The sequence below is a fragment of the Haloarcula pelagica genome (assembly GCF_030127105.1).
In the GTDB taxonomy this organism is placed as follows: domain Archaea; phylum Halobacteriota; class Halobacteria; order Halobacteriales; family Haloarculaceae; genus Haloarcula; species Haloarcula pelagica.
In genome coordinates, this window is sequence record NZ_CP126161.1 from 1,145,610 (window position 1) to 1,172,348 (window position 26,739).

A 26,739-nucleotide genomic window follows, 5' to 3' on the forward strand; every position below is an offset into this window, starting at 1 on the left:
GTCTTAATTCTCCCCGACAGCGTCGATGAGATCCGCTGCCGTCGAGGAGATCCGGTCCAGCCGGTTCCGTAGCGTTTCGGCTGCCTCCCCATCCCAGGCCGCGAGATAGAACGCCGAGTTGTCGGGGTCCAGCCCGAAGTGTCGACTGACGATGTAGGCGACGGCCTCGGCCTCGACCTCACGCTTGTCCCGCACCGTGTCGTCCCCAACGTCGAAGTGGAGCTGGGCGTGTGCGAACTCGTGGATGAGCACGCTCGCGACTGCCGCTCGGTTGTCCTGGTGCTTCACCTCGACCACGGGATTGGTCGTCGTCACGCTCCGGCGCGAACAGACGCCCTTTGCGGCTCCGTGATCCCACTCGTCGGAGTCGACGAGCTGGGCGTCGATGCCGATCTCGTCGGTCGCAGCCAGGAGGTCCTCGACGAGTCCTGCCGGGTCGCCGTAGGTCTCGGTCTCCAGTTCGGGCAGTGGCTTGCCCTCGGTCTGGGAGATGTCGAAGACGCTGGCTGGTCGGAATCCAACCAGTCCGCGGGACCACTCGTCGGGGTCGGTCTCGTCGTACTCACAGTCAGTGTTCTCGTGATACGACGGCGAGTTCCCGCAGCCGGGACACTTGTTTGTGATGATGGGTGCCCAGATCCAGATGGCTGACTCGCCTTCCTGGACGTAGCGGTCGAACTCGTTTTTCCAGGTGTTGTACCCCGCGACGCGGGTCGCCTCGGGACATTGCATCTTGATCAGCAGCGTGTTCCGCGCCGAGTAGTCATGGAACTTCGACTGGACGTCCAGCCAGCGCTGGAACTGCTCGCTGGCCTGGGCCTCGTCAGTGAGGTCAGCGAGGTCCTCGACCCACCCGTTGAGGCGATCACGCATGTCGTCGGCACGGCTGTCCGAATCGTCGAAGGTAGTGGTCTGCTGGCTGTGCTCCTGGTCGGGGAGGTTGCTCTGTATCGTCGACATCGTTCTGTGTCAGATCGCGCTCTCGGGCACGACCCCGCACTTCCCTTGGGGGCAGAAAATCCCGCTGCTGTACTGCTTGAGGGCGCTGTCACAGGCTGTCAGAGAGCAGCGCTGTTTTCAGAGCTACTGGGACGAATCAGCCGATCAGTACTTGTGCAAATTGAATGTGCCACCGACATCTATACCAGTATGAAAAAAGTATGAATACATATGTCCGAACACAAACGGAAAGTCGGAGATCGGGGGCAGGTGACGATTCCGAAGGAACTGCGGGACCGTCGTGGCATCGAGGGCGGTGACGAAGTCGAGTTCGTCGAAGTGAATGACGAGATCATAATCAAACCGCCCACAGATGAGGAACGGCTTGCTGAAGGATATCGAAAGAGAGCCGAGCGGTCTCGTGAGCTGGCTGAAGAAATGGAAGAGGCGTCTTCAGAAGCAACCGGACATCTCGGTGACGCACCCGGTTGGAGCGAGTGAACTCTGGAGTCAAGTGTGCAGGTACGCCGCGGCGACATTGTCATCGTCGAACTGAACCCCACAAAAGGGAGTGAGCAGCAAGGAAAGAGCCGGCCCTGTGTTGTCATCCAGAACGATGTTGGGAATCAGTACTCACCGACAACCATCATCGCTCCATTCACAAAGCAGTACACGTCCGGCGACACGTACCCGTTCGAGGTGGAAGTACTGGCTTCGGATACTGCCCTCGATCACGGTTCAGTGGCAGATCTAAGTCAAATCCGGGTTGTCGACATCGACGAACATGTGAAAAAGAACATTGGATCTGTCCCGTCATCAGACATGGTGAAAATTGACTCGGCAATCAAAGATAGTCTCGGTATTTGAGAAAATTTCTGTCATTTATAGCCTATACTAAATAGAGAAGTGTTAGAAAGGACTTGTTACTGGACTTCCGACTTTGAGGCTCGCTTGAGGAGCGAAACGGCAACGCCGCCCAGAGCGACGTTGAACCCGAGAAGCACAGCGACAGCCGGAATGACCGTGTTCCAGAGCGCGGTGAACGCCGTCACCTCGAAGACCGACAGCACGTCCTGGCCGAGCATGAGCGCTCGGATGCCGTCGACGCCGTAGGTGATCGGATTAGCGACGGCGACTGCTTGAATCCAGTTTGGAAGCAGTTCGAGTGGGACAAACGCACTGGAAATGAACAGTAGCGGGAACGTCAGGAGGTTTGCAATCATCACCGTGGCTTCCCGGTCGCGGGTGACGAGCGCGATAATATTGGAGTAGGCCATGAAGACGCCGCCGAATATCACCGTCACGGCGAACATAGCGAGGATACCAACCGGACCGGTCTGGAGATACTGCTCCGGCGATGCGCCCGGTTTGAGAACCAACATCAGGTATCCGAGGCCGAGGATGATTCCTGTCTGAACGGTGATTCGGACCACCTCCGACAGCATTTTGCCGAGAAACATCGCGCTTCGATGCATCGGGGAAAGCAGGGTCTTATCGAACATCCCCGTCTCCATATCGTCGACCAGTCCGATACCGGAGACAGCAGCGGCAGCCAGCGCCGACTGGATGATTATCGCCGGCGTGAGATACGTCACGTACGAGACGCCGCTCTGTACCGACTGGCTCACGGCGCCGCCGGCGATTGCACCGAGGACTTCGGCCATCAGGACGAAGAAGATAATCGGCTGGACCAGAGAAGAAAAGGTCACGAAGGGATTGCGCGAGGTCTTGACGAGCCACCGCTTGAAGCTGATTCGTGCGTCGGTTACGGCGCTGTTCCCCGACGCCCGCTGTGCCGAGTCACTGTCGACGCTGCCCGGACTGTCGGTAACGGAGCTCATCGACTCGCCTCCTGGGCACGGACCGCGTCACTTGCGGCGCCGTTCGCCCCGACGTCGTCCTCACCAGCCAGCGTGAGAAAGACATCGTCGAGCGTCGGCGATTGGATGTCGAAATCAGTGATGGTGATGGTCGCCGCGGCCAGCTCGGTGAACAGGTCGCTCGTGACCGACCGAACGTTGTCCGCTTCGATGGTCAGGCCGTCGGCGGTCCGTTCGATAGCCACGGCGTCGAGAGTACTGAGACGACGGACGGTATCCATCGCACGGCGTTGGTTTGCCTCGGAGGGGTCTTGCAGTGTTAGCGTGACCGTCTCGGTCCCGATGGCTGATTTGAGTTCGTCTGGGGTCCCCGTATGAGTGATTTGGCCATCCTGAAGGATAGCGAGGCGGTCACACAGTTCGTTCGCCTCTTCGAGATACTGCGTTGTCAGAAACACCGTCGTGCCGCGGTCGTTGATCTTCTCGAAGTAGTTCCAGACCCGGAGCCGTGCTTCTGGGTCGAGACCGGTTGTGGGCTCGTCGAGGAACACCACGGGTGGGCGATGGACGAGGACAGTCGCGGTATCGAGGCGCTTCTGCATACCGCCCGAGAACGTCTCTGCTCGCTTGTCTGCAACATCTTGCAAGTCGACGAGGTCAAGCAGTTCCTCGATTCGCCCCTCGCGGTCTTCGCTGGGAACGCCGTACATCCGACAGGCGACGCGCAGGTTCTCCCGCGGTGTGAGTTCGAAGTCGATACTCGTTTCCTGAGCCATGTAGCCGATGGATTCGCGCACAGCCTGTGGTTGCGTCTTCGTGTCGTAGCCGTTGATTCGGACCGATCCCTCGGTCGGGTGCAACAGCGTGACGAGGGTCTTGATAGTCGTGGTCTTGCCGGCCCCGTTCGGGCCCAGAAAGCCGAAGAACTCGCCGTCTTCGACGTCGAGCGAGACGCCCTGTACGGCTTCGGTGCCATCATCGTACGTTACGTGGACATCCTCGGCGCCGATAGCAGTGTGACGCTTCGAGGAGTCCGTCTCGGTATCGGATCGGTGTGGTGCCTGTTGCAATGCCATAGGCACCTACCACACCACGACGGAGTCCGGTAGGCGATGCTCCAATTAGTGGGGCCCTTTAAGTCCCTCCCGGCGAGGTGAGTCGCTCCCGTCAGTTCGGGAGGGGCGGCCACGTCGTCGCGACCGTTTCCTCGATGAGCTGGGTCTGCGCTCGCCGCAGTCGTTCAGAAACTGAGGAGGGAGTGATACCCAGTTCCTCGGCCACATCTTCCAAGGAGGCCTGACGCGGGATATCGAAATAGCCTCGCTCGTACGCGATTCGGAGTGCCTCGTGTTGCCGGTCGGTGAGCCCATCACCCGATGGTTCTGACTCGCCATCTCTGGTGAGCCGATGTAACCGGAAACCGGCGTTTTGCTGCCAGAACGAGGAGAACTTGCTGAACGCGTCCCGGCTGGCGAACCAACCGGTCTGTCGCCATCCCCCTGGGACTACGGCTATCCGTTCGATGATAGCGTCGGCAGTAGCGAGGGCTTCGAGACCATCGAGATCGTCGAGATGCTCACCGAGTTGTTCCTCCAGACCGAACGCCGGGAGCACCTGATACCGGCTGGTGTCTCCGGCCTGACCGATGAGTGTCCACTCCCCCACGTCGTACGCGTCCGTGAGGGCCTTCTCGACGGCCGTCTGTGACCCGCCCTGGACCGTGACGAGAAACAGAGGCCGGTTCCCGTGGTTGAACTGCATGTTGAGGACAAGTGTCGCGTCGGGAACGGCTGCCGCCACGCCAGCAAGCGGTAACGCCTCGCAATCGATCTCGAACTCAGCGACGAGTCCCATGTGTCGTTCTTTCGACCGATTGTAATGGGGGTGTCGAAAAGATAGCCGAATTGGGACGTTCAGCGGGTTCCATGCCTTTCAGCCGCTCCGCTCTTCCCACGATCGGCTCCAGCGTGACGGTGAGGGGCGCTCCCCTTGTCGTCTACGCACGTATAAATGGCCCAATGGCTGAGAGCATGGCTTAGCCACGTCGGCCAGGAACGAAACAGTGTATGGCGACGACCAATTCCATAGATAGCTCGGAGATAGCTTACGAACGACACGGCGACGGACAACCACTGATCTGCCTTCACGGCGGAATGGCTCCGCGGCAGTACTGGCAGCCAGTCGTGCCACATTTCGAAGAGTACGCCGCCGTGATTCCACAGCGGCCGGGCTTTGGCACGTGCCTCGACGACCCAGAGGAGACGAGTGCCGAGGATGTACTGCACCGAGAGGTCCAGTACGTCCGCAGCCTCGTCGACGCCATCGACGGTGATCCAATTCTCTTCGGTCACTCGTTCGGTGCGCTGACGGCAGTCGAAGCGGCAACCGAGGCAGCCGTCGATGCAGTTATCGCGTACGAACCGGCTGTGCTCCCAGAGGGCTACCGGCAGCAGGCGAATCTCGCCGACCGAATGGCGAAACTCCTCGACGAGGGCGAACGAGAAGAAGCTGTGAAACGATACGTCGAACAGGTCCTGCACCCCGATGGAATCGACAACCTTGATGGCTGGTTGGCCGAGTGGCCGGTCTGGCCCGGCTGTGTGGAACTCGCCGAAGAGGTTGTCCGGATGAATCGTGCCGTCGAACAGTACCAGCTTCCGGACACGCTCGATGTCACGGGGCCCGTGCTCGTGCTGACGGGGACGAACGGACCGGATTTCCTCCGCGAGAGCGCTCGCAACGTCCACAAGGCGTTGCCACACAGCCGCTTGGTCGAATTCGACGGTGTCAGCCACAGCGGGCCAGGTGAAGCACCGGAACGAATCGCAGCGGAAGCCGATGCGTTCCTCAATAGATAGCCAGTAGCGGGTTCACACTGCAACTAATCTTGTAGTCCACCTCGGCTACCGTTTTACTGACCGTACCGACCAGAATCCATCTGAAACTTTGATACGGTCGGGTAGCACTTACACGACGAGAAATCCGAGGGTCGAGAGCTGCCAACTGAACCCGAGGCCTAGTATCGCCAGTACAGTCTGATGAATACGTACACGCAGTGACCAGTAGCGATACCGCCACCCCAGCAGTGCACCGACAGTCGTCCCGAGTGCACATCCCGCTATGAGATACGGGAGAACGAGCGCGAGTCGCATTTGGAGTGGTCGGGTAATGAGCGTGAGGTCCCCACCGGTCTCCAGAACGACCGTGAAGAGCCCGACGAACCCGATAGAAAGCGCACACAATACAACGGCTGTAGCACGGGCCAGCCAGGCGGGACTGGTCAGTCGACGATTGACGCCGTGGGTGAGCCCGCTGTAGCTATCTTGTGCCTGTTCACTCCGGTGCTGAGATAGCTCCGTATCAGTCATGCTTCGTTCTCCATGCGTTGGGTATCCTGGGTGACATTCTGCGTCAGCCGACGCCAGGCACTCTGGCCGGCCCAGCCGACAAGCGAGAGTCCAAAGCCAGATACTGCCGTCCCGAGGACAGCCCCGGTGACGAGCTGGCGTTCCTGAAACGGCACCGGCTGATAGACGCCAGTCGGTTCGCTACTCATATTCAGCACGTCCACGTCGCCATCGGTAAGCTCGAATGCGAGGACATCCTGCCCACCGACCTCCTCGTACACGTACGGCTCGGTCTCGACCCATTTTCTGGTGTCTCCTTCGAGGGTTCTCGTTTGCAGGCGACCGTCAGTTGCGGGTTCGACGGTCAGGTGCGCAAGTCGATCGGCGACCTGCAGCGGGCCGCTCTGTGGGAGCGACGAGAGGCTGTACTCGCCAGCGACGGTTTCTGCGCGCTCCGGGCTTCCCGGTCTCGACGTCGGTGTTGGCGTCGCGGGTTCCGGCTGCAGGTCGTACTCCGCGACGATTTCGTCGACGACAGCCTTCGGCCCGTCACTCGGGTTACTGTTGTAGGCGACGAAAACCCCGACGTCGTGGTCCGGTGCGAGCAGGAGGTAGCTCGTGAAGTTGATGGTCGCGCCCGAGTGGGCGATACAGTTGGCATCCGGATTCCCGTACTCGTGGAAGCCGTACCGCCAATTCGTGACTGCGGGGTGGCGCACATGGTGGCGACTGTGCATCGTCTCGGCTGTCTCTGCGTCGAGTATCCGCACATCCCCGACTGCGCCGTTCCCGAGGTGTGCGCTGATGAACGACGCCATGTCCGTTGCCGTTGCACTCAGCGAGCCCGCAGGACGCATGTTGATGTACACGTCGTCCGCAGGCGTAAACGCTCCATCGTCACGGACGTGCGGTGTAGCGAGGTTGCCGGGCTGGTCATCGGGGATGGGCTGGGCGAACGTGCTGTGGGTCATCCCGAGCGGGCCGAAGAGTTCGGACTGCACGTACTCCTCGAAGGTCGTCTCGTGGGCCTGGGCGACCACATGTCCGGCGAGCGCTGCGCCGTAGTTCGAGTAGCCGACGAGTTCTCCGGGCGGACAGATACGCGAGCGCTGCTGCTCGGACAGTACGGTTCCCAGCGAGTCGACCGCGGCTGGGTCGGCGACGATGTCGGGGTCGAGCGTCGACTCGAACCCTGCGGTGTGCGTACCGAGGTACCGGAGCGTCACTGGCTCGTCGTAGGTGTCTGGGACCGTGACAGCGGAGTCGCCGAGATAGCTGTTGACGTCAGCATCGAGATCGAGAACGCCACGTTCGACACCCTGCATGACAGCAGTGTAGGTGGCGAGCTTCCCGACCGAACCGACCCGGAACACCGTCTCGTCAGCCCGAACCGGAACGTCTGCGTCGACGTCAGCAGCGCCGTATCCTTTGGTCAGAACGGGTCTGTCTCCGGAGACGATGGCGACAGCGGCTCCCGGCGTCGTGGTCCCGATTCGCTTGGCCATCACATCGTCGACGACTGCTTCGAGTTCATCCCGGTCCGTGGATAGGCTGTCGCCTGCCTGTGTTTGCGAAATAGTGCTCTGGGCGGTGGTCGTGGCTCTTGTCCGGCCGGCTACCGTTCCGAAGCCGAGGAGCCCGAGACCGGCGAGGAACGACCGTCTCGTGGTTCCATCGGTGCCGTCGTCTGTCGTGGAGCAGTTGGGCCACGTCATCTGTCTGGGTAGCCATGGTCGCAGCGATTCATCACCCAGTCCGCTGTTGGATACGTACTCATTGGAGGTCACCGAAGCGTCGCATCGATAGCAGTGACGAGACCGAAAAACGCCGTCGAGGCGTTTTCGACCGTGAGGCCGGCCGCCTCGACGGTCGCACGTGGCTCGTGGTTCAGTCGGCAACCGTTCTTCTCGTAGTGGGACTCTGCACGCCGGTCCTGGAGCCAAGCCAGCGGCGCAACGTCGCTGCGGCTATGTTCGAGCAGTAGTATCTCGCCCTCTGGGGTACAGACTCGTTCCATCTCGTGGAGCGCCGCAATTGGGTCCGGGAACGTACACGTCGAAAACGACGAGATGACGGTATCGAAGCTGTCGTCGGGGAGTTTGAGTGCCTGGGTGTCCATCTGCTGGACAGTCCCGTCCAGTCCGAGTCTATCGAGTTCGTCGCGAGCGTGGGTGAGCATAGCGTTGCTGATGTCGATGCCGACGACCTCGACCGCCGACTCGAGATAGCGGAAGTTCCGCCCGGTGCCACAGGCGACATCGAGCACTCGGCCGTTAGCTTGTTCGAACTGGGTGTGACGATACCGACCGGCGAAGAGCCGGTCGAGTTCCTGCCACCGAGCGAGTTTGTCAGCCACATCTGCGTACGCTTCGGCGATTTCCTCGGACGTCTTCGAGTGTTGCCGGGCCGACTGCAATTGGTCGGTGTATTCGCTGTGTGTTCGATGCTGCCCGCCCGCCGGGTCGTGGGGATTGCTTGATTCCATGGGTGAACCTCCGCTGACCGCGAGTATGGGTCGGACTAGCGACACGGATGAAATTATTGAATGTTTGATAAATAGTCGGATCTGCTACAAAATCCGAGTTGAGCAGAAAGGCCCAACACTACTCGATTACCACCGATATCTGGAGAACCGCTCGCCGAACACGACTGTCTGCTCAACGCCGCTTTCGTAATAATATTGTCAGGCACGTCGAAACTCACCGCTCTCGCCTCGCACGCGCACCGTCCGCTCTACTGTTGCAGTCGAATCGAGATAGAGTCGAACTGCGTCGTCTCCGTGGCGCAATACGACTTCGTACTCATTGGGATCAGAGGCCGTCTGTTCTGATGTCCACCGGCCCTCGTAGACGTTTCTGTGGAACTCCCAGATACCCCGCGTCATCACATCGACTCCACGCTCCCGATGGAAGGAGATCGATGCCGGATGATAGACGACACTGTAGGTCAACGGGCTGTTGTACTCTCGGAGGCACTCCTCACAAGTACTCATCACCACGAACGAATCCGCATCGGGCAACGGACTTTCGGGTACCGCGACTACCTTGGCAGACAGCTGTGCACCACACTCTGGACACATCTCCCGCCGGATTTGCCTTGCGGTCTCCGCACTGCGTAACTTGACGCTCTATACGAGCGACTTTCCGTCCCGCGTCCGCACCTGTGCTGGCGTAATCGGTTGTCCCGTCACCTGTTGCTCACAAGCCGTACAGTCGATACGGAAAAACTGATGTGAGAGTCTCGCTTCCGATGCCGCCTCGCCACAGAAGACACAGGTTCTATCGACCGGTTCAGGGCCGAACGAATCGGGTTGCTCATAATTCTCGGACAGTATGAATCGGACAATCCGCTCACCAGCGTGGGACAGTGAATACCCATCGTCGGTTTTGCGTAGATACGTCCCGGTGAGTTCGCCGAGATGGTACGACAGCTTCGATGTATTTTCCACATCTACGTGGTCGTAAATCTCAGAAAACGCGAGTTCAGCAGCCCCCGTCCCGACCCCCGTCAAGTTCGAACTGGGCGACGGCGATAGCTCGAAGAATATCGACCCGAGTGTCATCAGCGAGCAGTCGAAAGATATCCGTAGCCGAACAACGCTCAGACATTGTCTTCCGTATCTACTGTTAGTGCAGTGGTGTACTGAAACCCCGGATAGGGGGCGGTGGACACCTCTCTGACTGCTGGTAGCTTGGTGGCAGTGATTAGTATTCAGACTCCCCGAGAATCTACCTGCATGCTGGGATAATCACGACCAGTCAAGCAGAATCAGTTCGTTCCCTCACGCCCGAGCGCTATACTCGGCTGATGAGTTTCTGAAGTGACACCACGTCCCGAACACTTAGGCCGATTGGCGCGTATGAACACATATGGCAACTGTATCCGCCCCTGACGGTGTCGAGTTCGTCGAGGAGGACGACGGCCGGGTGACGGCCCGACACCTGGAGTCGGGCGTTGCGTCGTTCGGCGACACTGAGGCGGAGGCGCTTCGACAGCTCGCCGACGCACTAGATTCACACCGCGGCGAGGGCGACCCCATCGACGATCCCGAGGCGTATCTCCGGGAGCAGGGTATCGACGTCGAGATTGGCGAGGCCGGCCCGCCGCCGTGGGAATAGTGTGGTTCGGACGACGTTCTCCTCTGACGAGGTGCTGAAGACACTGACCAAACACGGCTATGTCCCGGTCGGCGGAAAGGGAAGTCACACAACACTTCGGTATGAGAATCCCGACACTGGCGAGATTCGGACCGTGACGGTTCCGAAAGCCGATCCCATTCCCACTGGGACGCTCCAAGATATTGCCGACCAGTGCGGCGCCGAGGAGTTTCACGAGTTTTGCCGATGGGTCGACGAGACGGCGTGACCTGCAGACCGGCTATCGGTTGGTACTACTGACCCGACTGCGTGATTCCGGCGATAGTCACGACCAGACTTCCCTTGGCATATTCTGTTCCACAATACCGGGAACGAGACAGTTTCGGATAGCTTCTGATTCCTATCCGGCGGCTCATTTGTAGGCGCGAATGGGGTAAATGGGCGTATTTCAGATGCCCGGGAGAACACAAATCTCAGGGAGCGGCAGTGGCCCCGTCTCCGGGGTCGTGAGCAAGCGGCGAGACGACGAGATCATCGTAGGGGAACACTGGCTTCTTTGCCTGCCCGACAGTCTGGAAGCGGATGACGCCCAGCGCTTCGAGTGTCGTCAGTTCTTCGTGGACGTTCTTTTTGTCACGGCCGACCAGTCGCGCTGTCTCGCGAATGCTTTCGGGTTCTTCATCTCTGATAACGCGCAAGAGCGTGTACGTCCGCTCGTTGAACACGTCGGTCAGCTGGCTCTCATTCGGGAACCGGACAGTGGCTGGCCGGTCGAGGTGTTTCCCCTCTTTGAGTGTCTGGACTGCTTCAAGGCCTTCTTCGTACGGATTGGTCTCGTCGTCGACCGTGACCACGAGTACGTTCTGTTCAGTCATTGGTATCACCGTTGTCGTCGGATGGACCGAATCTTGGCTTCGGAATCTCGTCCCAGAACCGTTCGTAAAGGTCCTCGATGCCAGGGAACTCGACGAACTCGGGTTCCGGGTCGGGAGCGACGTGTAATTCGTGGCCTTTCGTATCCTCGTGTGAGTTATCGTAGCGACGGATCGTCCCGTCGTCGAGTGTCTCGGAACCGGCGGTCAGCGCTCCGTAGTGAAGCGTGTATCGCCATCCCGATGGATAGGCATCGTCGTCCGTCCGCCGGATCGACACGCGAATGACGGTCCCATCTTCGTACACTGTAGCGTTGTCGTATCCATCGAGATCGTCGGCCGTTGGTTCCATCCGGTACTATGTTGGTTTTGTGGCCAACGATATAGGAGTGTTGGTTCCTCAAACAACGCTATAGAGACAACGCTGTACTGAGTGATTCGGCTATGTACTGATTCGCTATAGGAGGAGAATCACGACCATTGTCGCAGGATGCTGTAGTGGTTGCTTGAATAGACAGAACCCATCTTCTGGTTCATATATTGAATAGCACCATTCTGCTACATGCTACTCCTCTGTTGCATCATACAGGAGACTGAATGCTGGGTGTCGGTAAAGCACCAGTTTGCATGACAGGCACTGGGTCATCAGTGAACGTTCAGTTCCCCAATAATCACTACGGCGAACTACTGCACCTTGTTGCATTCCGTACCGGCCTCCTTCTGCTGTGAAGTGCCGATATTCCGTTGTCCCACATTCTGGGCATGGGTCGCCAAGTTGTCCCCACTCAGGATGTTGCTTTTCAGTGATTTCTCGCTCATCACCGTCGCTATCTCTCAGTATGAGTGTCTGTTTCATTTTCGAGCCTCGCTCTTCTGGCTCGCATAAAATAGGCGCTAATAGCGTCTTGGGACCAGAGTCTATCTAAGCCTGAGTGACGTAATCGGGTCGCTCCGTATAGTCGATTGGATCCATCTCACCAATTCGCTGAAACGCCTGTAGACGGAACGCGCATGCATCACAGGTACCACAGGCTGGTGCTTCATCCCGATAGCAACTCCAAGAGTGCTCATACGGGACACCGAGTTCGAGACCGCGTTCAGCAATATCGGTTTTCGACCAGTTAGTAAACGGTGCTTCAATCGAAATGTCAGTCTCGTCTTTCGTCCCCACATCAACCACTTGCTGGAACGCCTCGAAGAATTGTGGTCGACAGTCGGGATACCCCGAGAAGTCCTCTGAGTGCGCTCCAATGTACACTGAACCACACTCATTCGCTTCAGCATAGGAGACTGCCATCGAGAGCAGATTCGAATTCCGGAACGGGACATACGAACTTGGCACCTCCTCACTTTCCAAATCGGCGTCTTCAACCTCGACATCATTATCGGTCAGACTCGACTCGCCGATTTTCGAGAGGTGGTCCGTAGTGAGGTGCAGGAAGTCCGTCGCCTCAAAATAGTCAGCCTGCGCTTTTGCACACTCCAACTCTTTCGCCTCTGTCCGCTGGCCATAGGACGTGTGCAGCATGTGCAAATCCTTGCCAGCTTTCTTCGCTACTGCCGCAGCAGTGGCGCTGTCCATTCCACCCGATGCAAGTACGACCGCTCGTGATTCTTGTGGCATATTGATTGCTCGCCTCATTGAAACGCTGCCGTTCCTCTTCAGTTGGCTCACCGGCCACCGCTCTCGTCACGGTTTCAGTCTGCGTTTCGACACCGCGCATCGCTTCACAGAGATGTGTGGCTGAGATCTCCACGAGAACAGCCTCTGCACCGACTTCGTCGCTGAGACCATGCACAATGTCTTGTGTCAACTGCTCCTGCATCGTGAGCTGACGAGACTGCCAGCGAACATACCGGGATGATTTTGAAAGGCCGACAACGTCACCATCCGGCCGGTACGCAACGGTAGCCGTCCCGAAGTAGGGAAGGAGGTGATGCTCACAGAGACTGTAGACCGGTATTCCAGTCTTGACAACGAAGTCGTTACCGCTCGCTTCGAAAGTCCGGAGGGCCGGTTTCTCCTCCAAGCGAGACCCAGAGCATTTGATAGAAAAACCAGGGTCTCATATTCGCGAGAGTGCCGCCCAGAGGAGCACACCGACTGGGAGTAGGAAGAAGGGAGCGAACACGACGGTAATCGCACCTGCCATCGCGTCGGTAATCTGGGAGCTGAAAAACAGCCCTGCGGGCACAGCCGCGAAACACAACATCAGAACACTCGCGGCACCTATCACTACAGGGTCGCGGTCCGGTCGTGCCGTTTCTTCGACAGGGAGCCCGAGCGTCTCGACGACACGGTCGATGTCTGCGACTGGACCTATCTGCACATCCTCTTGCTCACCCCCACTGGATATCGTCAGTGTCCCCGTGTCGAGCAAGCGGTCAGCGATTGCGTTTTTCACCGAGAACGTCGTCGAGGAATCGACTGTCAAACACCACTGTGGTGCCGCAAGCAGCTTGTCGTATGCAACGAGATGATTGCCTCGGCGCTGGTACTCAATTGTCCCGTACCGGAAGAAGTAGCTGAGTACCCGTGTGGCCACGATGACACCGACTCCAACGAGCCCGATAGCCATCCACACCGGGTCTCGAGCGATGGTCGCGAATCCCGTGACGACGAGTGACCCAAGCCCTAGACGGTTCGCGAAGCCGTAGGCGATTGCCCAGAGACTCCCCAGCAACACTGACTTCGCACTGACGCTGACTCGCGCCTGGACAGCATCGTCAGGAAGTTCAATTTCTGGCGGTGGCTCGCTCAAATTCTCCTCGGCCTCGAACCAGTCACCGGTTCCAAGCACTGGTGTCCCGATATGTTCGACGTAGAATCGGTATAGCGACGCAGAAGATTTCCCAAGAACCACGCCGACGAGAATCACCAGCCCGCCCGTCCGACCGCCGTCAGTTGCAAACAACGCGAGCGGCAACAATAGGGCCGTGAGCTGTGCAGGGGTTCGCATTATCTCTCGGGCGGAGACGTCGGTATACCGCTCTCGATGGATGTACTCGGCGACGAAGTCAACTCCCTGCGCAACCACGAGCGTTCCGAGGCCACAGAGAAGATTGAGTGTGAGCACCGGCGGGGCGTCTACTGACAGCCAATACGCAATACTTACTGGAAAGACCGTAACGAACCAGCCTCCGACCAGTGAGAGCGCAAACGGGATGTTTCGTGGATAGACCGGTGGCCACGAGCCCCGAATTACCCAGCCACCCCGCTTCTCTCTGAGTTCGCGTAATGGCTCCATCTGACCGGCCACACTCGGCGAGCCACGCTCGGCAAACAGAATCTTGAGTGCGGCCAAGACGACTGCACTGAACGCTTCAGCCCAGTAGATGACCAACAAGGACCAGAGGCTCCACTCCCAGAGGAGGACACCGACGAGAGGAAGGAGATTCGCCCCTGTGAGACTGATTGCACCAACAGGTGAACTGGTCAGCGGTGAGACTCGCTCGCGTCTTTTCACGCTTCTTTCACCCGGTTTCTGACGTGGTGTTCATTCGTGTGCGGATCTCTGCGGCCACTCCTGCAATCCCAGCAATGACGAATAGTCCAGCGAGGATGAACCAGTCACCATCGAGATACTGGAGCGCACCGATTGCAATCATGCCACCGTACATGAGTGGCTGGTAGAGTGGGTGACTTCGAATACCCTTCACGGTCGCTACGAGCAACATCGGAACCACAATTATCCAGAGGACGACTGTATACAGTGACGGCGGACCGTAGTAGATAAATTCGAAGTACGTGGCTGCGCCGACGATTACCAGCATGACTAGAAGTGCTGCTGGACGAATGCGGTCCTCGAGGGTGTTGAGAGGCATTATGCAGACGCTGTTTCAGACCGCCCGTTTCAGGATCTGTGGAGTCACCACAACTTCAAGGACGGCGATGCCAAGCGCAACCCACCGTATCGTACCCTCGAGCAGGGCAAGCGCGATGACTGCAATAATCGCGGCGTTGATGATACTGAGTCCGTAGCGGACGGCAGGGCTTTGGAATGGGGAGGGCATATGCGAGGATGTAGCCCCAGGCAGGGTATATCAGTTTATATGCAGTAGTGAGCTGGGAATTTCAAGTGAAAGACCCAGTCACCTATCTGTTCGCCGTGTTCCAAAATAATAGAGGGGGACAAACCCAGGAACCAAGAATGGATACACAATCGGACCGGCCATAGCCGATTCTGTTCTTGCAATACCGATGATTCCTATCATCGTCACAAGAAGGTATCCGACACCTGCTGCCAGGAACCCATCTGTCATTTCGGAAGACCAGGAAATCACTGCAAGAGTAATTGCGCAGATTTGGCCCCACGCGCCAAAGCGACATAGGGTCGTTGGCTCTCGTTTCATTCTTGTAGTATTCCTCTTCAGTGCTAATTACTGTGTGGAGCCAAACGCGTATACCCTACGTGTAGCTCCAGACCTGGAGTAGTTGTGGGCGTTCGACGGAAAGCGCGGTTATTTTCCGGATTATCCTCGTATTCTCGCGTGCACTTCTGTTAAGTGGGTTAAAAAACAGTCACTTCAATTAGCACTCAGCTTACGCTACTCGCCGCCCTACTAGTCCACCCAAATGCCGACGACCGCCACCGAACAATCGGTCAGGACCGAAACGAGAATGAAAGCCGTCGCGGCCACAGAGTACGGCGGCCCGGAAGTCCTCCGACTCACCACGGCGTCGAAACCCACCCCGGTACCCGATGAGGTCCTAATCCGCGTCCGCGCGTCTACCGTTGGCCCGGCCAACTCGGCGATGCGCGAAGGCCGACCGTTCCTTGTCCGCTTCTTCAGCGGCCTTCGACGACCCACAGCCATTCCGGGTGACGCCTTCGCCGGAGAGATTGCGGCCGTCGGCAGGGACGTCACCCACTTCGCCGTCGGCGACCGGGTATTCGGTACGACTGCGCCCGAGTCTGGCACTCACGCCGAGTACGTCTGTGTCCCCGAGGATAGTACGCTCGAACTGACACCGACGGGGGTGAGCGACGCAGAGGCCGCCGCCGTCGCCGACAACGGCCTCACAGCGATGCTGTTCCTCCAAGACGTGGCCAATCTCCAGCCCGGTCAGTCTATCCTCATCAACGGTGCCTCGGGTGGCATCGGGACGTTCGCCGTCCAGCTCGCCACCAACGTCGGCGCCAAGGTCACCGGCGTCTGCAGCACCAGAAACGTAGATCTCGTGCGATCACTCGGCGCTGACGCGGTCGTGATGGCCGCTGAGACGACTAGCACGACCGGCAACGAGACGTTCAACTCGTCGCAGACCGTCTGGGTTGATTTCGAGAATGAGCGTACCCGTATTGAGCGTGACACCGGGTCCAGCGAGCTAATTACTGTCCGCAACGAAAGCGGCTCGGTGACCTACAACGTCGAGGACAACTCGGTCAACCGGTACGACTTCTCGTTCAACCGCACGCAAAATGGAATATCCAATCTGCTCCGTCTGGTCGACGAGAACGAGACCACGTTCGAGGGGCAGGAACGTCTCGACGGTGATGAGACGTACCGGCTCTCCTTCGAACCGGACACGAGTGAAATGACCATTCCGGGCTCGGTTGACATCACCGTGTGGTTCGACACGGAGACGTCCCTCCCGAAACAGATTCACATGGTCGCCGAGTCCAGCGAGTTCAGCATCAACGTCACGCAGGAGTACCAGCGTATGAGCGTAGACGAGCAACTCTCTGACGACCGGTTCACCATCGATATCCCAGCCGACGCCGAGGGCCCCGACAGCGTTGAGGTCAATGCTGAGGACTCAGACAGCGTCGAAGTCGATGCGACAAGCTACGAGTCGCTACCCGCCCTCCGAAACAACACGACGCAAGACGTTCCGTCGCCTGAACTGCCAGAGCCCTACAGCTTCGACCGCGGACACCTAGTCGAGGACGGTGACGAAACGTCGGTCATACTCCGGTACACGAACGGAGCAAACGAGACGCTGAGTGTCTCCCAGCACTCTACGACCGACTTCAACTACAGCGAAAGCGAGCGGTTCGACGCCGTTGAGTTCGGTGACCGAACCGGGTGGTACAGCGAGTTCAACAGCAACGACACAACGGTGTCGATGCTCGCCTGGGACTGTGGTGACAGCCGGTACACTCTTTCGGGCTCTTTGACTGAGTCCGAGGCGACCGATACTGCCAAGGCCATCACCTGTGAGTGACAGCGCAGCGGCAGCCAGTCGCTGCCTGCATCCGTAGCGCGTCGTCAACTAGCCATTTTTATGACGCTGACTGCGGCGAGAGCAGCCGTCAGGGATTGCCGGACCCGGCACGCAAACATGGTTGTCGCTTATGCTGAGAGCGCCACGGCACGTTGTCGCCGGGACCCGTCTCGCGGCACTCACCCGGAAGAGTGTACTGCCCAGCTGATGGCGGCAGAGACACTCCAGTCCTCTGGCGCGGTGTTAGTGGGCCAATCTCTCTGGACGGCGCGATAGTCTGCTGGTGTTGTCACGTCACCGCCAGTGTCTCGGCGACACGGTTGCCGACATCTATGGCGGTATGTTCCCTAACCGACACCCGGAGTTCGTGGCGGGTGACCACTCGGGCTCGATAGTTCCACTGGTTCGTTTGGGCACCGGAGCAGTTCTCTCGGTAGCGACATTCAGGTTCAACAATCAACAGTGCAGAGAACTGGACTACTCCGGCTGTCATCAGAAGCGAAGCCTCCGGTCGTCCGAGGGCGTGTCGCTCTCTTAGACGGCAACGATCTGTGCGATGCCTACGGCGCGGGGTCCTCGGGGTGTTCACACGGCGGCCAGCTTTACAATCCCCAGTGGAGCGACGGCGTACTCTTGTAGTGGTCCACGGCCATTGTACTGTCACACTTTTGTCGATAAAAAAGCGGCAGGGTGGGGTGCGCCCGTGCCAGGGGAGCCAATGACCATCTCAGACAGCGTGGAAGACCATGGAAGATGGTGGAACCGTTGGGACGGCCCCACGACATCAACCCTCCAGGGAATCGGTCATTGGAATGGACAGCTGCGACAGCAGGTCAGGAGCGCCACCCTCGCTGCCGCGTCTGGATTACCGACCCGGGAGGAGAAATAAAACGGAGCTGATTTTCTGAGCTAGAAAATCGGGCCCGTCGGGCAGATCACTCTGGATAATACCGTTCTCGATGGACGACTGTTGCCTCTCCGTCATCGAATATCGTGACGACTACCTCATCGCCCTCGGGGTTGATACTGACGGCGGCGTAGGCAGCGGTCTCGACGGTATTTATCGTGTTTTCAACACCTCTAACAGTTGAACGCACTACGATTCTGTCGCCTGTCTGATTCCCGGTGAACGTGACTGTCGCGGAGTCCACTTCCGTGCTGTCAGATGATTGCTCGAAGGTGACCGATTCGACTACGCGCTGAGCGGGAGGATATTGCTCGCGGTGGACAGTCGTCGTCTCCCCGTCGACTGTCGCGTTGACGAGTATTTCGTCGCCAGCCTGGCTGAGGTTCAGTTCGAGTACCCTATCGGTGCTGGCCTGTGCCGTGGACGTGACATCCGAACTGTTCAGCGCCTTAACTGACACAGTGTCCGCAGAGGTCGAGTTGGCTAACCGAATCTGTGCTGTGTTGTTTTGTTCGTCAAAGGTCACCTCATCGACGACCCGTGTTCCGAGCGGTTCCGACGGTTCAGTCGTTGTCTCCGACTGGATAGTCACATTCGTCATCGTGATCGTCGCACTCGCAGAGTTGTCTGTCGGCTCGATTTTCTTCGTTCTCGTCGTTAACGAACAACTTATCACTACGATTTCCCCACTGGCATACAAAGCCCTCATCGGCGGTATCGCTGCCCTGTCGCTACTACCAAGTGCCTTCTTTGGCGTCTCGCTTCTGTTTACCGGACAGGAAATTGCCGTCAGGGACAAGGGTGTGCTCGACTCTATCCGAGGGAGCTGGGAGCTCACTAGGGGCGTTCGTGGACGGTTATTCCTCCTTGCAGGGGTTCCGGCTGTGATTCAGATTCCGCTCTCGTTTGCCGTCGCCACGGCGCTCCCGGAACTGCCGGCCAACATCCTCACGATACTCGAAAGCACTGTCGTATCCTTCATCGTGCTATCGATCATGGCTCGTGCGTACGAGCAACGTGTCCATGCCACCGACGGGTCGTTCCGGACCGGCCCGCTCTCCGAGTGAGTGACTCACGACTGAAGTCGTGAACTCTTTGCTAGTCCCTGTGTGAGCTTTCCGAAGCGGTCCGAGCGGCTGAGGGCGGTTCCTCGGTCGGCCACTCGGGTTATTTATTTTTTCTGTGCCGGTACCATTGAGGGAGCCCCTTAGACTCTCGCGTGCAGACGGCCGTCCCGAAGATACACCCACCCCAGGACGAACGCGAGCGTGACGGCAAAGCGGAGCAAGGTAAGCGTGCTCGAACTCCAGAACCTACCTGCTGTCGCGCCGATCCGGAGCAGTGCCGGGAACGATGTCCCCGCCGAGAGCTGCGAACTGGCCTGAAAGAGAAACCCGTTAGAGAGATTGTATGCATTCGACGAGGTCGAACCGCTTCTCAAATGCATGCACGACCATCGGGGCGCATAGCCGGATGACTGGCCGTAAATCCTTCTCTGGCCAGCCTATTGAGCCAACATAAATCGATGGAGTCGGAGCCGTATCTTCGTTGCTGGGACGAATGGCGGGCGTATATCAAAAGATTGCACCGAGAACAGATACATATATCTTACGCAAACTTACCAACGGGGAAATACACTTCAGTATACTATGCCGCTGCTGGTCTTACCTGCGGATGCAATGTCCCTCCAGATTGGTAGTGCATTCAGAGACGGTTTCGAACGGACAGTATCACCAAACGGTCTGCTGTTAATGGGTATCTTTCTCGTATTTAGCGCGGTAAACACAGTTCTCTCACAATCAGCCTCGCTGGCGGTACAGCAATATCTACAGGAGTTTCCGGTCCAGTCGGCGCAACTTGGTCCAGCTAGCTTTGGAACGGGTGAGGCGGCGTTAGCAGTGTCACTCCCGCTATCCGTGGTGTCCATCTTGACACTGATCACCGTGTTCATCGCTGAAGCGCTCCGCATCGTCGGTATCCGGATGTTCGCTCCCGACGAGACCCTGTCACCGGCCGCCGACTCAATTCGAGATGGACTCCCGTTTGCGGTGCTGAATGGGGTTGCCGGCGGCATTATCGCCACAGTCCTCACGTACATCGGACTCGTCTTGCTGGTCGTTCCCGGCGTGTTTATCGCACTCTCGTTTTTCTTCGCCAGGCAGGAAATCGCACTGCAGAACAAGAATTTCGTCGACGCCCTCCGAGACAGTTGGGCGATGACACGCGGTGAACGCCTCGGGCTGTTTGTGCTCGGAGCGCTACTGTTCGTGGTCAGTCTGATTGCGAACAGTCCGGCGACGGTGCTCTTCTTCCTGAGCCCGCTTGCAGCTCTCGTAGTCGGCATGGTCACGAGCGCCGTTACGACGGTATTCGGTATCGCCGTCGTGACGCGTGCGTACCAGCAAATCAAAGCTGATGGGCAAGAGTTGGACAGCGGGCCAACGTCGGCCGACACGACCCAAGGCGGCGTGGACCTGTCCTAAGGAACTGCTGCTCGCATTTCAGCTGCAGTTCAGATTCAGCGTATCGTCACCAAGCCTCCCACCCCGGTCCAGACGGCCTCGATACGGTCGAATCAACCGTCTGATTACGGGTCGAATTGCTGCGTTGGGCCACGCGCGGGGTCGCGTAGAGAACCCCTCACGTCGGCTTCCGAACGCTGTTCACGCGTCTACCGAGCGAAGCAGGTCACAGATGCTCGACGGTGCTCGTCGAAAGATAGTACGTTGAGGGGCGGATCTACTGCGACCGTCATTCAGCACGAGACGAGCGGTATGGCGAGGTAGACCGCTGACTACGTTGCCGTCGGGAACACCGAAGTGAGAGATGAGGATACCGGCGTTAGTTAAACAGCCACCCGGTTTTAACAGCCCGAAACTGTGCGACGGAATATCAGTGGCACTGATGATAATCTGAATACGACATATGAAGCTCACAGAACGGACTCCAGGGGGCCGAATACTGTATAGAAGTGCCGATGGTCGCCTTCGGCCACGTGGCGCATCTTGATCGCCCTCACGTTGACCGTTGGTGGCGCACTCACCGGTGCCGTTCTGGTGTAACTGCTCTCCATCCCGCCCTTTTCCGACCGGTGGTCGGACACTCTACTGCCGTCGTTGCTATCGTTGGCACGACAGTTGTGGTAGCTCGGCCTATCGACAAGCGAGACGTCACAGACTACGGGTTCGATATCTCGCTTGGCTGGGCTGTCGACGTTTCGCAGGGACACCGTTGGGTATCGTCCTTGTCGGGGGTGCGTTCGCTCTCGGCCGGAGTCAGTCGTCGCTGGTCGTCGTAGTCGGCGTTGCAGCAGGCACCGCTGACTTCTTTATGTTCGGGATGCTTGTCGCCGGCGTTGGGTAGCTGTTCGTCAGCCTCTGGGAGGAAATTATTTTCAGGGGCTTTGCCTCGTGAATGACGCTACGGGGCTTTTTTCTCGTAAACTCCCGCGGTGGGCGGCGTTTCTCGGTGCCTGGGTGAGCAGTTCCACCGTCTATGGCGTGCTTCACGGCACGTTCGGAGCAATCCCCGCTGCCGACTCGCTCTAGTATGCTCTTTTCATGACGACTGTCATGGGTGGGTTATTGGGTGTCGCGTACGTTCTCTCCGATGGATCCGACTGTCGTCGGTCCGGTGTTCCTCGTCGGCTACGCGCTCGTCACAGGCTGGTTTTACGCCCGTCGTGGGTCCACTGAGTCTGCCGTTCAGGAGTTGCGATACGACTCGCGGTCGTCCCATCTCTCTCCGTGACAAATCCAATATTGTCGCCACTGGTCCCACAATCAACGGGATTTTTACTTCTCCCGGAGGGAATTAGAATTACGGGATGGGCAGACGGCGTGAAGGGTTGGTCACTCCCGGACTGCGGCAATCACGAGCCGCGCTGCGGTCGGGCCCTGTCGTAGTAAGGCCCGTGGGAAGCGACGTCTCGCACCCGTGATCGAATCCTCCAAGATGGCGGCGGCATCAGTGTGAATCCCCGGACCGTGGCCGAACAGAAGTCGATCGGGAGTTCGCCCCTCAAGGAGCTCTTGTGGCGGGACTAACCGGTGAGTGAGAAAGACCCCTACCTCCTCGGTACCGACAGTATACCCCGGAGCAGTTCCCAAAATGTCGGGAAAGTAGAACGTAGATGTCGGTTCGTGCCAAGCGATCGTTTCCGTCCAGCCCGGGAGGGACGTACACCGCTCGACGCGGATACCGCTCTCGGCGATCTGACTATCAGTACGTTTGACTGGTGTATCGAGGCGGTCGGGGACCCGGCCGAGCCAGTGCGGGACGTGGACAGGAACGTCGTACCGCTTGGCGATCGTGTCGGCGTCTCGAGCGTGGTAGTCAGAGAGGACTGCGACACCAGCCACCGGCCCGAGATCGGCTAAGAGTTCGTCGACGCCGGGGACATCTATTGGATCGACGATCCAGACGCCTTCGTCGGTCGAAATCGCGTGGCTCGCACGTTGACCGTCTTCTTGTGGATGGGCTAACCACCCGACGACATCATCGTATTCATCTATGGTATACAACGCCGGAGGGGAAGACCGTTCGTAGGCAGGCACAGCACTCCAGTTGTAGCCGGGAGTGATAAATCGCCACACTCTCCGATAACGCTCACGTGTTCCATACGGTATTCCAGGGGTGAGACCGTCTCCCGTTCGAGAACCCCGTATTCAGGAGTTGAACAAAACTGACAGTGAACTTGATTTCGTTGTAGGTCGCATCAGCGTCCACCGTCCCAACATTGGGAACAGTATCCGTCGAGACCGGCTAACACGACGCTCGGACCCTTGCGGATTAGCGACCGAGAACAGGTGTTCAGCTGCGAGGCGGCTTCCCAGTCATCCGATTACTCACTCTGAAACTGAATTCACTGACAGATGTGACAAACCGGAGTACACCTACAACAACGACCATGGTTCAGGGTTTTATACTCGGCAATATACACCTTCGACAATGGCAATACCAGGTTGGCTCTGGACTGGGTCCGACGGAGAAGGGGCACAATCGACTAGCTTCTCGGATACCTCCGAGATCAGGGAAGCGACCGACGTTTTTGACGTTCTGTCACACGCGACTCGTCTCACGATTCTCATCCACCTTCACGACCAAACACGGCCAGTCTTGTATAACGAACTTCGAGAAGCGACGTCAGTCAGGGATAAAGGGAGGTTCAATTACCATCTCCGGCAGTTGGAGGGACTCGTTCGATCGTCCGAGGGAAAGTATACCCTGACCCGACGTGGCGAGAAACTCGTCCGGAGCGTCTTAAGCGATCAGGAACCTCTCGTGAGACAGTAGGACGTAGTCAGAAGAAATCGATTTCTCCAAATCCTTACTATCTCGTCCGCAGGATTACTCGGGCGTGATCGTTTCGACCACCGACCGGAACCTCGGCAGGAGTACACACCATGGGAACTGATGCCGCGAGTCGATTGTCTTCCACGGCTGAGACGGACTCGACCGTGCAGTTCTCCTTTGCGGGTATTCGGGCCGGGTTTGTCGAATGTATCCCTGTCGCCCTCGGCGTGGCTGGCTACGGTATCGTCTTCGGAGTCCTTGCTCGACAGGCGGGATTGAGTATCGTCGAGTCCGGGCTCATGAGCGCAACTGTTCTCGCAGGAGCAGCACAGCTGATCGCTATCAACCTATGGGAAACCCCTCTCCCAGTGAGTACGATTATCGGAACGACGGCTATCGTCAACCTTCGTTACGTACTCATGGGAGCGGCACTCCGACCGTGGTTCAAGCAACTGTCTCCCCTCGAAGCCTACGTGAGCGTCTTTTTCACGGCCGATGAGAATTGGGCACTGACTATAGGACAGCTCAAGTCCGGGGAACAGAAGGGTGCGTATCTACTCGGTAGTGGACTCACTATCTGGTTATTCTGGGTCCTCGCGACGGTTATCGGTGCTGTCGCGGGTGGCGCTATCGGAGACCCAACCAAGTATGGACTCGATTTCGTTCTGACTGCCGTCTTCGTCGCTATCGCCGTCGAACTCTGGGAGGGACAATCGAGTATCCTCCCGTGGGGAACGGCTTTGGCTATCGCTGTTCTCAGTGCGCAGGTTCTGCCGGGACGCTGGTACATCCTTCTCGGCGGACTCGCTGGCTTTCTCGTGGAGGTGATCCGATTCGATGACTAATCCGCAGTTGGACCCATTTATTATCGCTGTGATCGCTGGAATGAGCGTCGCGACGTACGTCACGAAAGCGGGTGGGTTGTGGCTACTCGGCCGCGTCAACATTTCACAGCGGGTAGAAGCGGGGCTCCAAATGCTTCCCGGAGGCATAGTACTGTCCATTCTTGGACCAGAATTAGCCACCTCTGGACCGGCGGAGTGGAGTGCCGCCGCTATCGTCCTCCTTGTGGTGTGGCGAACGGAGAATGTATTTCTCGGACTTCTGGGGGGCGTCGGCGGCCTTCTGATATTCCGGAGCGTCGTTTAGCGAACTCGTTGGCACGTCAACGTCTGATTGTGACGGACCAAACAAACGCCAATCCAGTACCATCGGCCGTGGTTAGTTAAGCACGAAATGTGAGACTGGAGAGTTGCCGTATCCATGGTTTTTGTGCCCACAACAGCCGCTCTAACCGAAGTTCTTCTCGATACCGTGTATTTCTGGAATTCGTCCTGCTGTATGTCGTTCACGACATCGAGTGATCTTTGAAACTATAGAATCAAGCGACACTTAGCGATTCACCACGGCCGAGCAATCAAGAAATTAATCACAGAGCGGTCAGACCTTACGACCGCATGCGCCGCCGAGCCCTCCTTACTATACTAGCGACTGGTGCAACCGCGATAGCCGGTTGTGGTGATCTGACCGACAACGCCAGACCGACTTCGAATAGAACCGGGACAACAGACGCGACCTACACAGACTCCCGTCAGACTGGAGACGATGGGGAGTCCGTGCCCCTCTCGTTTGCTAACGAAATCGGTGATGAAACCCGGACCCGCTGTCGTCGCGCACTCACCCGGGCAACATCGATACTGGGGGAGTCATTGTCACAACCAATACACGTCGAAAACTTCTCGCCAGGTTTGTCCAGGCCGCATCTACCCGCTGAGTATACCGGTATCGCTTTTGGTGCCCCTCGATCAAATGTTAATCCGCCAGCGGATATTGAGATACCGGGTGCACTGGGTTACTACGATGAGTCACGGCGGACACTGGCAATAGCAGACCCTGCGGAACTACCTGACACTGTGTTTGATGACGTAGCGGGAGTTCCCGAATTCTCGACTGCGTCTTTCCCGAGTGACCCGTTTCTGGCACACGAACTCGTCCACGCCATCCAACACGACGCGACGACGGTTGCGTCACTGCCGGATATCCCCGACGCACTGGCTGCCCGACAGGGTGTCGTTGAGGGAACAGCGGAATACGTTGAGGGCCGTTACCGAACTGCCTGTTCGGAAGAGACATTCCATCCGTGTACCGTCCGCGAGTCGGCTCTTCGTATCGCGGACGTCCCTCTCTGGCTGATTCCGGGCCGCCTTCCGTATATCAATGGATCGGCGTTCGCACACGAGACGCTTCAGCGAGGTGGATGGGACCTGCTATGGGAAAAAACTCGAACACCACCGGAGACGGCTGTCGAAATTATGTTTCCAGACATACACTACAACGGTGGGTTCACTCTGTCACAACTCTCTCCCCATCCATCACGCAGCGAGAACTGGGAACGGTCGGCGATAGGCCAACTTGGTGTGAATGCACTTTACCTCAAACTTCGGGCACATGATATCGCCGACCCGACAGATGCCGATGCGGCAACCGACCCGGACCTGACAACCGAAACCGGCATCGAACACGCGTTCAGACACGACCTCCTCCGCGAGTGGCGTGGTGACTACATGACGACGTACATCAGTGAAAACAATCGCATCGCCACACACTGGACCACTAGCTGGGCCGATACGCAGACTGCACGGGAGATAACCGACGCCATCGTCGCCACCTACGACCAACGAGCGAGAAGCGATGACATCGGTTGGCAAGTCGGGAACGGATTCGTGACCGTAGATCGTACCGATACCACGGTTGAGTTTGCCTACGCACCTTCTCAGGAGGCGATATCGACGATCTCTACCGCAGAGACACAGTCGGATTGATCCACCGTCAGAGAGTTGTTCGTACCCGTTCGTCGTCTCTGTCCGGATTCGCTCGCCGGTTCGAGAGTCAAGCCCAACGAGTCGAAGTTCGTCATACACGCTGTCCCGTCGGGACCCACGGGCCGCCAGCGCGTGCACTCCCCCCAGAAGCAGGAAGCTGACGACGCCAACATACCACCACCATCGTCAACCACGTAGCGCGAGTCGGAGTGCAGCGACGACGGGTCAAACGAAACCGCCTGCGTCTCGGTCAGTTACAGATGTCGGTGACGTCTCACTGCCCGTCGATGGGCTCGCTACGGGGTCTTGGTCCCCTCACGGATAGACGGAAGTCGACCGATAATCCTCCGAATTAGGCTGTTCTCGCCGTCGTCGGTACTACTCTTGAACCGAGTGAACGAAATTGCGCCAATACGAACGAGTCCGAGACTGGCGAGGACAAGCCCAAGCCGTTGCATAGTTACAGCGGCC

The 26,739-nt window shown here is 58.1% G+C and carries 28 protein-coding genes and 2 pseudogenes; 12 read left to right on the top strand and 18 right to left on the bottom strand.

From position 1 onward, the window contains the following. Nucleotides 1-3 precede the first annotated feature (3 nt). Nucleotides 4-960 (bottom strand): ArdC-like ssDNA-binding domain-containing protein, encoded by a 957-nt coding sequence (locus tag P1L40_RS06105; protein WP_284010438.1) that lies wholly within the window; start codon nt 958-960, stop codon nt 4-6. Between the two features lie 210 nt (nt 961-1,170). Between P1L40_RS06105 and P1L40_RS06110 the strand changes: the two genes are divergently transcribed. Then, on the top strand, nt 1,171-1,440 hold the full coding sequence (locus P1L40_RS06110; protein WP_284010439.1) for an AbrB/MazE/SpoVT family DNA-binding domain-containing protein: 270 nt from the start codon (nt 1,171-1,173) through the stop codon (nt 1,438-1,440). Nucleotides 1,441-1,455: 15 nt separating this feature from the next. Then, nucleotides 1,456-1,806, top strand: coding sequence for a type II toxin-antitoxin system PemK/MazF family toxin (locus P1L40_RS06115; RefSeq protein WP_284010440.1), 351 nt, complete (start codon nt 1,456-1,458; stop codon nt 1,804-1,806). A gap of 56 nt (nt 1,807-1,862) precedes the next feature. Here P1L40_RS06115 and P1L40_RS06120 read toward each other — a convergent pair whose 3' ends face one another. The 3 genes from P1L40_RS06120 to P1L40_RS06130 all read right to left on the bottom strand — a co-directional run bounded on the left by P1L40_RS06120 (nt 1,863) and on the right by P1L40_RS06130 (nt 4,613). Next, nucleotides 1,863-2,780, bottom strand: a complete 918-nt coding sequence (locus P1L40_RS06120; RefSeq protein WP_284010441.1) for an ABC transporter permease — start codon at nt 2,778-2,780, stop codon at nt 1,863-1,865. After that, a complete protein-coding gene (locus tag P1L40_RS06125) occupies nt 2,777-3,835 on the bottom strand; it encodes an ABC transporter ATP-binding protein (RefSeq protein ID WP_284010442.1) in 1,059 nt (352 codons plus the stop codon). The genes P1L40_RS06120 and P1L40_RS06125 overlap by 4 nt, the downstream gene beginning before the upstream one ends. A gap of 91 nt (nt 3,836-3,926) precedes the next feature. After that, nucleotides 3,927-4,613 carry a helix-turn-helix domain-containing protein gene (locus P1L40_RS06130; RefSeq protein ID WP_284010443.1) on the bottom strand — a complete coding sequence of 229 codons (687 nt, stop codon included), beginning with the start codon at nt 4,611-4,613 and terminating at the stop codon, nt 3,927-3,929. Between the two features lie 212 nt (nt 4,614-4,825). Here P1L40_RS06130 and P1L40_RS06135 point away from each other — a divergent pair, with 212 nt between their 5' ends. Next, nucleotides 4,826-5,617 carry an alpha/beta fold hydrolase gene (locus tag P1L40_RS06135; RefSeq protein ID WP_284010444.1) on the top strand — a complete coding sequence of 264 codons (792 nt, stop codon included), beginning with the start codon at nt 4,826-4,828 and terminating at the stop codon, nt 5,615-5,617. 108 nt (nt 5,618-5,725) lie between these two features. Here the strand turns inward: P1L40_RS06135 and P1L40_RS06140 are convergent, their stop codons facing one another. From P1L40_RS06140 to P1L40_RS23490, 4 genes and pseudogenes are all read right to left on the bottom strand, one after another. Next, nucleotides 5,726-6,127, bottom strand: a complete 402-nt coding sequence (locus P1L40_RS06140; protein WP_284010445.1) for a hypothetical protein — start codon at nt 6,125-6,127, stop codon at nt 5,726-5,728. Then, nucleotides 6,124-7,611, bottom strand: coding sequence for a serine hydrolase domain-containing protein (locus P1L40_RS06145; protein WP_284010446.1), 1,488 nt, complete (start codon nt 7,609-7,611; stop codon nt 6,124-6,126). Before P1L40_RS06145 ends, P1L40_RS06140 begins: the two co-directional genes overlap by 4 nt. Before the next feature lie 278 nt (nt 7,612-7,889). Further along, nucleotides 7,890-8,591 (bottom strand): class I SAM-dependent methyltransferase, encoded by a 702-nt coding sequence (locus P1L40_RS06150; RefSeq protein ID WP_284010447.1) that lies wholly within the window; start codon nt 8,589-8,591, stop codon nt 7,890-7,892. A gap of 198 nt (nt 8,592-8,789) precedes the next feature. Further along, nucleotides 8,790-9,668, bottom strand: a pseudogene (locus P1L40_RS23490) (DUF7351 domain-containing protein). Between the two features lie 307 nt (nt 9,669-9,975). Between P1L40_RS23490 and P1L40_RS06160 the strand changes: the two are divergent. Then, complete coding sequence (locus P1L40_RS06160) at nt 9,976-10,224, top strand: type II toxin-antitoxin system HicB family antitoxin (protein WP_284010449.1); 249 nt, start codon at nt 9,976-9,978, stop codon at nt 10,222-10,224. 1 nt (nt 10,225) lies between these two features. Then, entirely contained in the window at nt 10,226-10,471 is a 246-nt protein-coding gene (locus P1L40_RS06165) for a type II toxin-antitoxin system HicA family toxin (protein WP_284010450.1), read from the top strand. A 205-nt stretch (nt 10,472-10,676) separates the two neighbouring features. Here P1L40_RS06165 and P1L40_RS06170 read toward each other — a convergent pair whose 3' ends face one another. The 7 genes and pseudogenes from P1L40_RS06170 to P1L40_RS06200 all read right to left on the bottom strand — a co-directional run bounded on the left by P1L40_RS06170 (nt 10,677) and on the right by P1L40_RS06200 (nt 15,089). Next, a complete protein-coding gene (locus P1L40_RS06170; RefSeq protein ID WP_284010451.1) occupies nt 10,677-11,057 on the bottom strand; it encodes an HVO_A0114 family putative DNA-binding protein in 381 nt (126 codons plus the stop codon). Nucleotides 11,058-11,070: 13 nt separating this feature from the next. Beyond that, nucleotides 11,071-11,427, bottom strand: coding sequence for a toxin-antitoxin system TumE family protein (locus P1L40_RS06175; protein WP_284010452.1), 357 nt, complete (start codon nt 11,425-11,427; stop codon nt 11,071-11,073). Between the two features lie 570 nt (nt 11,428-11,997). Further along, a complete protein-coding gene (gene queC / locus P1L40_RS06180) occupies nt 11,998-12,699 on the bottom strand; it encodes a 7-cyano-7-deazaguanine synthase QueC (RefSeq protein WP_284010453.1) in 702 nt (233 codons plus the stop codon). 82 nt (nt 12,700-12,781) lie between these two features. Further along, nucleotides 12,782-13,105, bottom strand: a pseudogene (locus P1L40_RS06185) (GTP cyclohydrolase I); the annotation flags it as partial. Nucleotides 13,106-13,141: 36 nt separating this feature from the next. Further along, a complete protein-coding gene (locus P1L40_RS06190) occupies nt 13,142-14,542 on the bottom strand; it encodes a DUF6498-containing protein (protein ID WP_284010454.1) in 1,401 nt (466 codons plus the stop codon). Between the two features lie 7 nt (nt 14,543-14,549). Beyond that, on the bottom strand, nt 14,550-14,900 hold the full coding sequence (locus P1L40_RS06195; protein ID WP_284010455.1) for a hypothetical protein: 351 nt from the start codon (nt 14,898-14,900) through the stop codon (nt 14,550-14,552). 15 nt (nt 14,901-14,915) lie between these two features. Continuing rightward, nucleotides 14,916-15,089: a hypothetical protein gene (locus tag P1L40_RS06200; protein ID WP_284010456.1), complete on the bottom strand. Its 174-nt coding sequence runs from the start codon at nt 15,087-15,089 to the stop codon at nt 14,916-14,918. A gap of 562 nt (nt 15,090-15,651) precedes the next feature. On the opposite strand from P1L40_RS06200, the gene P1L40_RS06205 reads away from it, so the two are divergent. Then, nucleotides 15,652-17,244 carry an alcohol dehydrogenase catalytic domain-containing protein gene (locus P1L40_RS06205; RefSeq protein ID WP_284010457.1) on the top strand — a complete coding sequence of 531 codons (1,593 nt, stop codon included), beginning with the start codon at nt 15,652-15,654 and terminating at the stop codon, nt 17,242-17,244. 935 nt (nt 17,245-18,179) lie between these two features. Here P1L40_RS06205 and P1L40_RS06210 read toward each other — a convergent pair. Then, a complete protein-coding gene (locus P1L40_RS06210; RefSeq protein ID WP_284010458.1) occupies nt 18,180-18,752 on the bottom strand; it encodes a hypothetical protein in 573 nt (190 codons plus the stop codon). Nucleotide 18,753: 1 nt separating this feature from the next. On the opposite strand from P1L40_RS06210, the gene P1L40_RS06215 reads away from it, so the two are divergent. Together P1L40_RS06215 and P1L40_RS06220 are read left to right on the top strand one after the other, a co-directional pair. After that, nucleotides 18,754-19,218 (top strand): DUF7847 domain-containing protein, encoded by a 465-nt coding sequence (locus P1L40_RS06215; RefSeq protein WP_284010459.1) that lies wholly within the window; start codon nt 18,754-18,756, stop codon nt 19,216-19,218. Between the two features lie 582 nt (nt 19,219-19,800). After that, complete coding sequence (locus P1L40_RS06220) at nt 19,801-20,634, top strand: DUF7847 domain-containing protein (RefSeq protein WP_284010460.1); 834 nt, start codon at nt 19,801-19,803, stop codon at nt 20,632-20,634. A 792-nt stretch (nt 20,635-21,426) separates the two neighbouring features. Here P1L40_RS06220 and P1L40_RS06225 read toward each other — a convergent pair. Together P1L40_RS06225 and P1L40_RS06230 are read right to left on the bottom strand one after the other, a co-directional pair. Beyond that, nucleotides 21,427-21,660 (bottom strand): hypothetical protein, encoded by a 234-nt coding sequence (locus P1L40_RS06225; protein WP_284010461.1) that lies wholly within the window; start codon nt 21,658-21,660, stop codon nt 21,427-21,429. 342 nt (nt 21,661-22,002) lie between these two features. Then, nucleotides 22,003-22,707, bottom strand: coding sequence for a hypothetical protein (locus P1L40_RS06230; RefSeq protein ID WP_284010462.1), 705 nt, complete (start codon nt 22,705-22,707; stop codon nt 22,003-22,005). 394 nt (nt 22,708-23,101) lie between these two features. Here P1L40_RS06230 and P1L40_RS23495 point away from each other — a divergent pair, with 394 nt between their 5' ends. The 4 genes from P1L40_RS23495 (at nt 23,102) to P1L40_RS06245 (ending at nt 26,268) form a co-directional block, all read left to right on the top strand. Continuing rightward, nucleotides 23,102-23,446, top strand: coding sequence for an ArsR/SmtB family transcription factor (locus tag P1L40_RS23495; protein ID WP_419181192.1), 345 nt, complete (start codon nt 23,102-23,104; stop codon nt 23,444-23,446). Nucleotides 23,447-23,556: 110 nt separating this feature from the next. Further along, nucleotides 23,557-24,291, top strand: a complete 735-nt coding sequence (locus tag P1L40_RS06235; RefSeq protein ID WP_284010463.1) for an AzlC family ABC transporter permease — start codon at nt 23,557-23,559, stop codon at nt 24,289-24,291. Continuing rightward, nucleotides 24,284-24,595 carry an AzlD family protein gene (locus P1L40_RS06240; protein WP_284010464.1) on the top strand — a complete coding sequence of 104 codons (312 nt, stop codon included), beginning with the start codon at nt 24,284-24,286 and terminating at the stop codon, nt 24,593-24,595. Before P1L40_RS06235 ends, P1L40_RS06240 begins: the two co-directional genes overlap by 8 nt. A 764-nt stretch (nt 24,596-25,359) precedes the next feature. Next, entirely contained in the window at nt 25,360-26,268 is a 909-nt protein-coding gene (locus P1L40_RS06245; RefSeq protein WP_284010465.1) for a hypothetical protein, read from the top strand. Nucleotides 26,269-26,739: the final 471 nt, after the last annotated feature.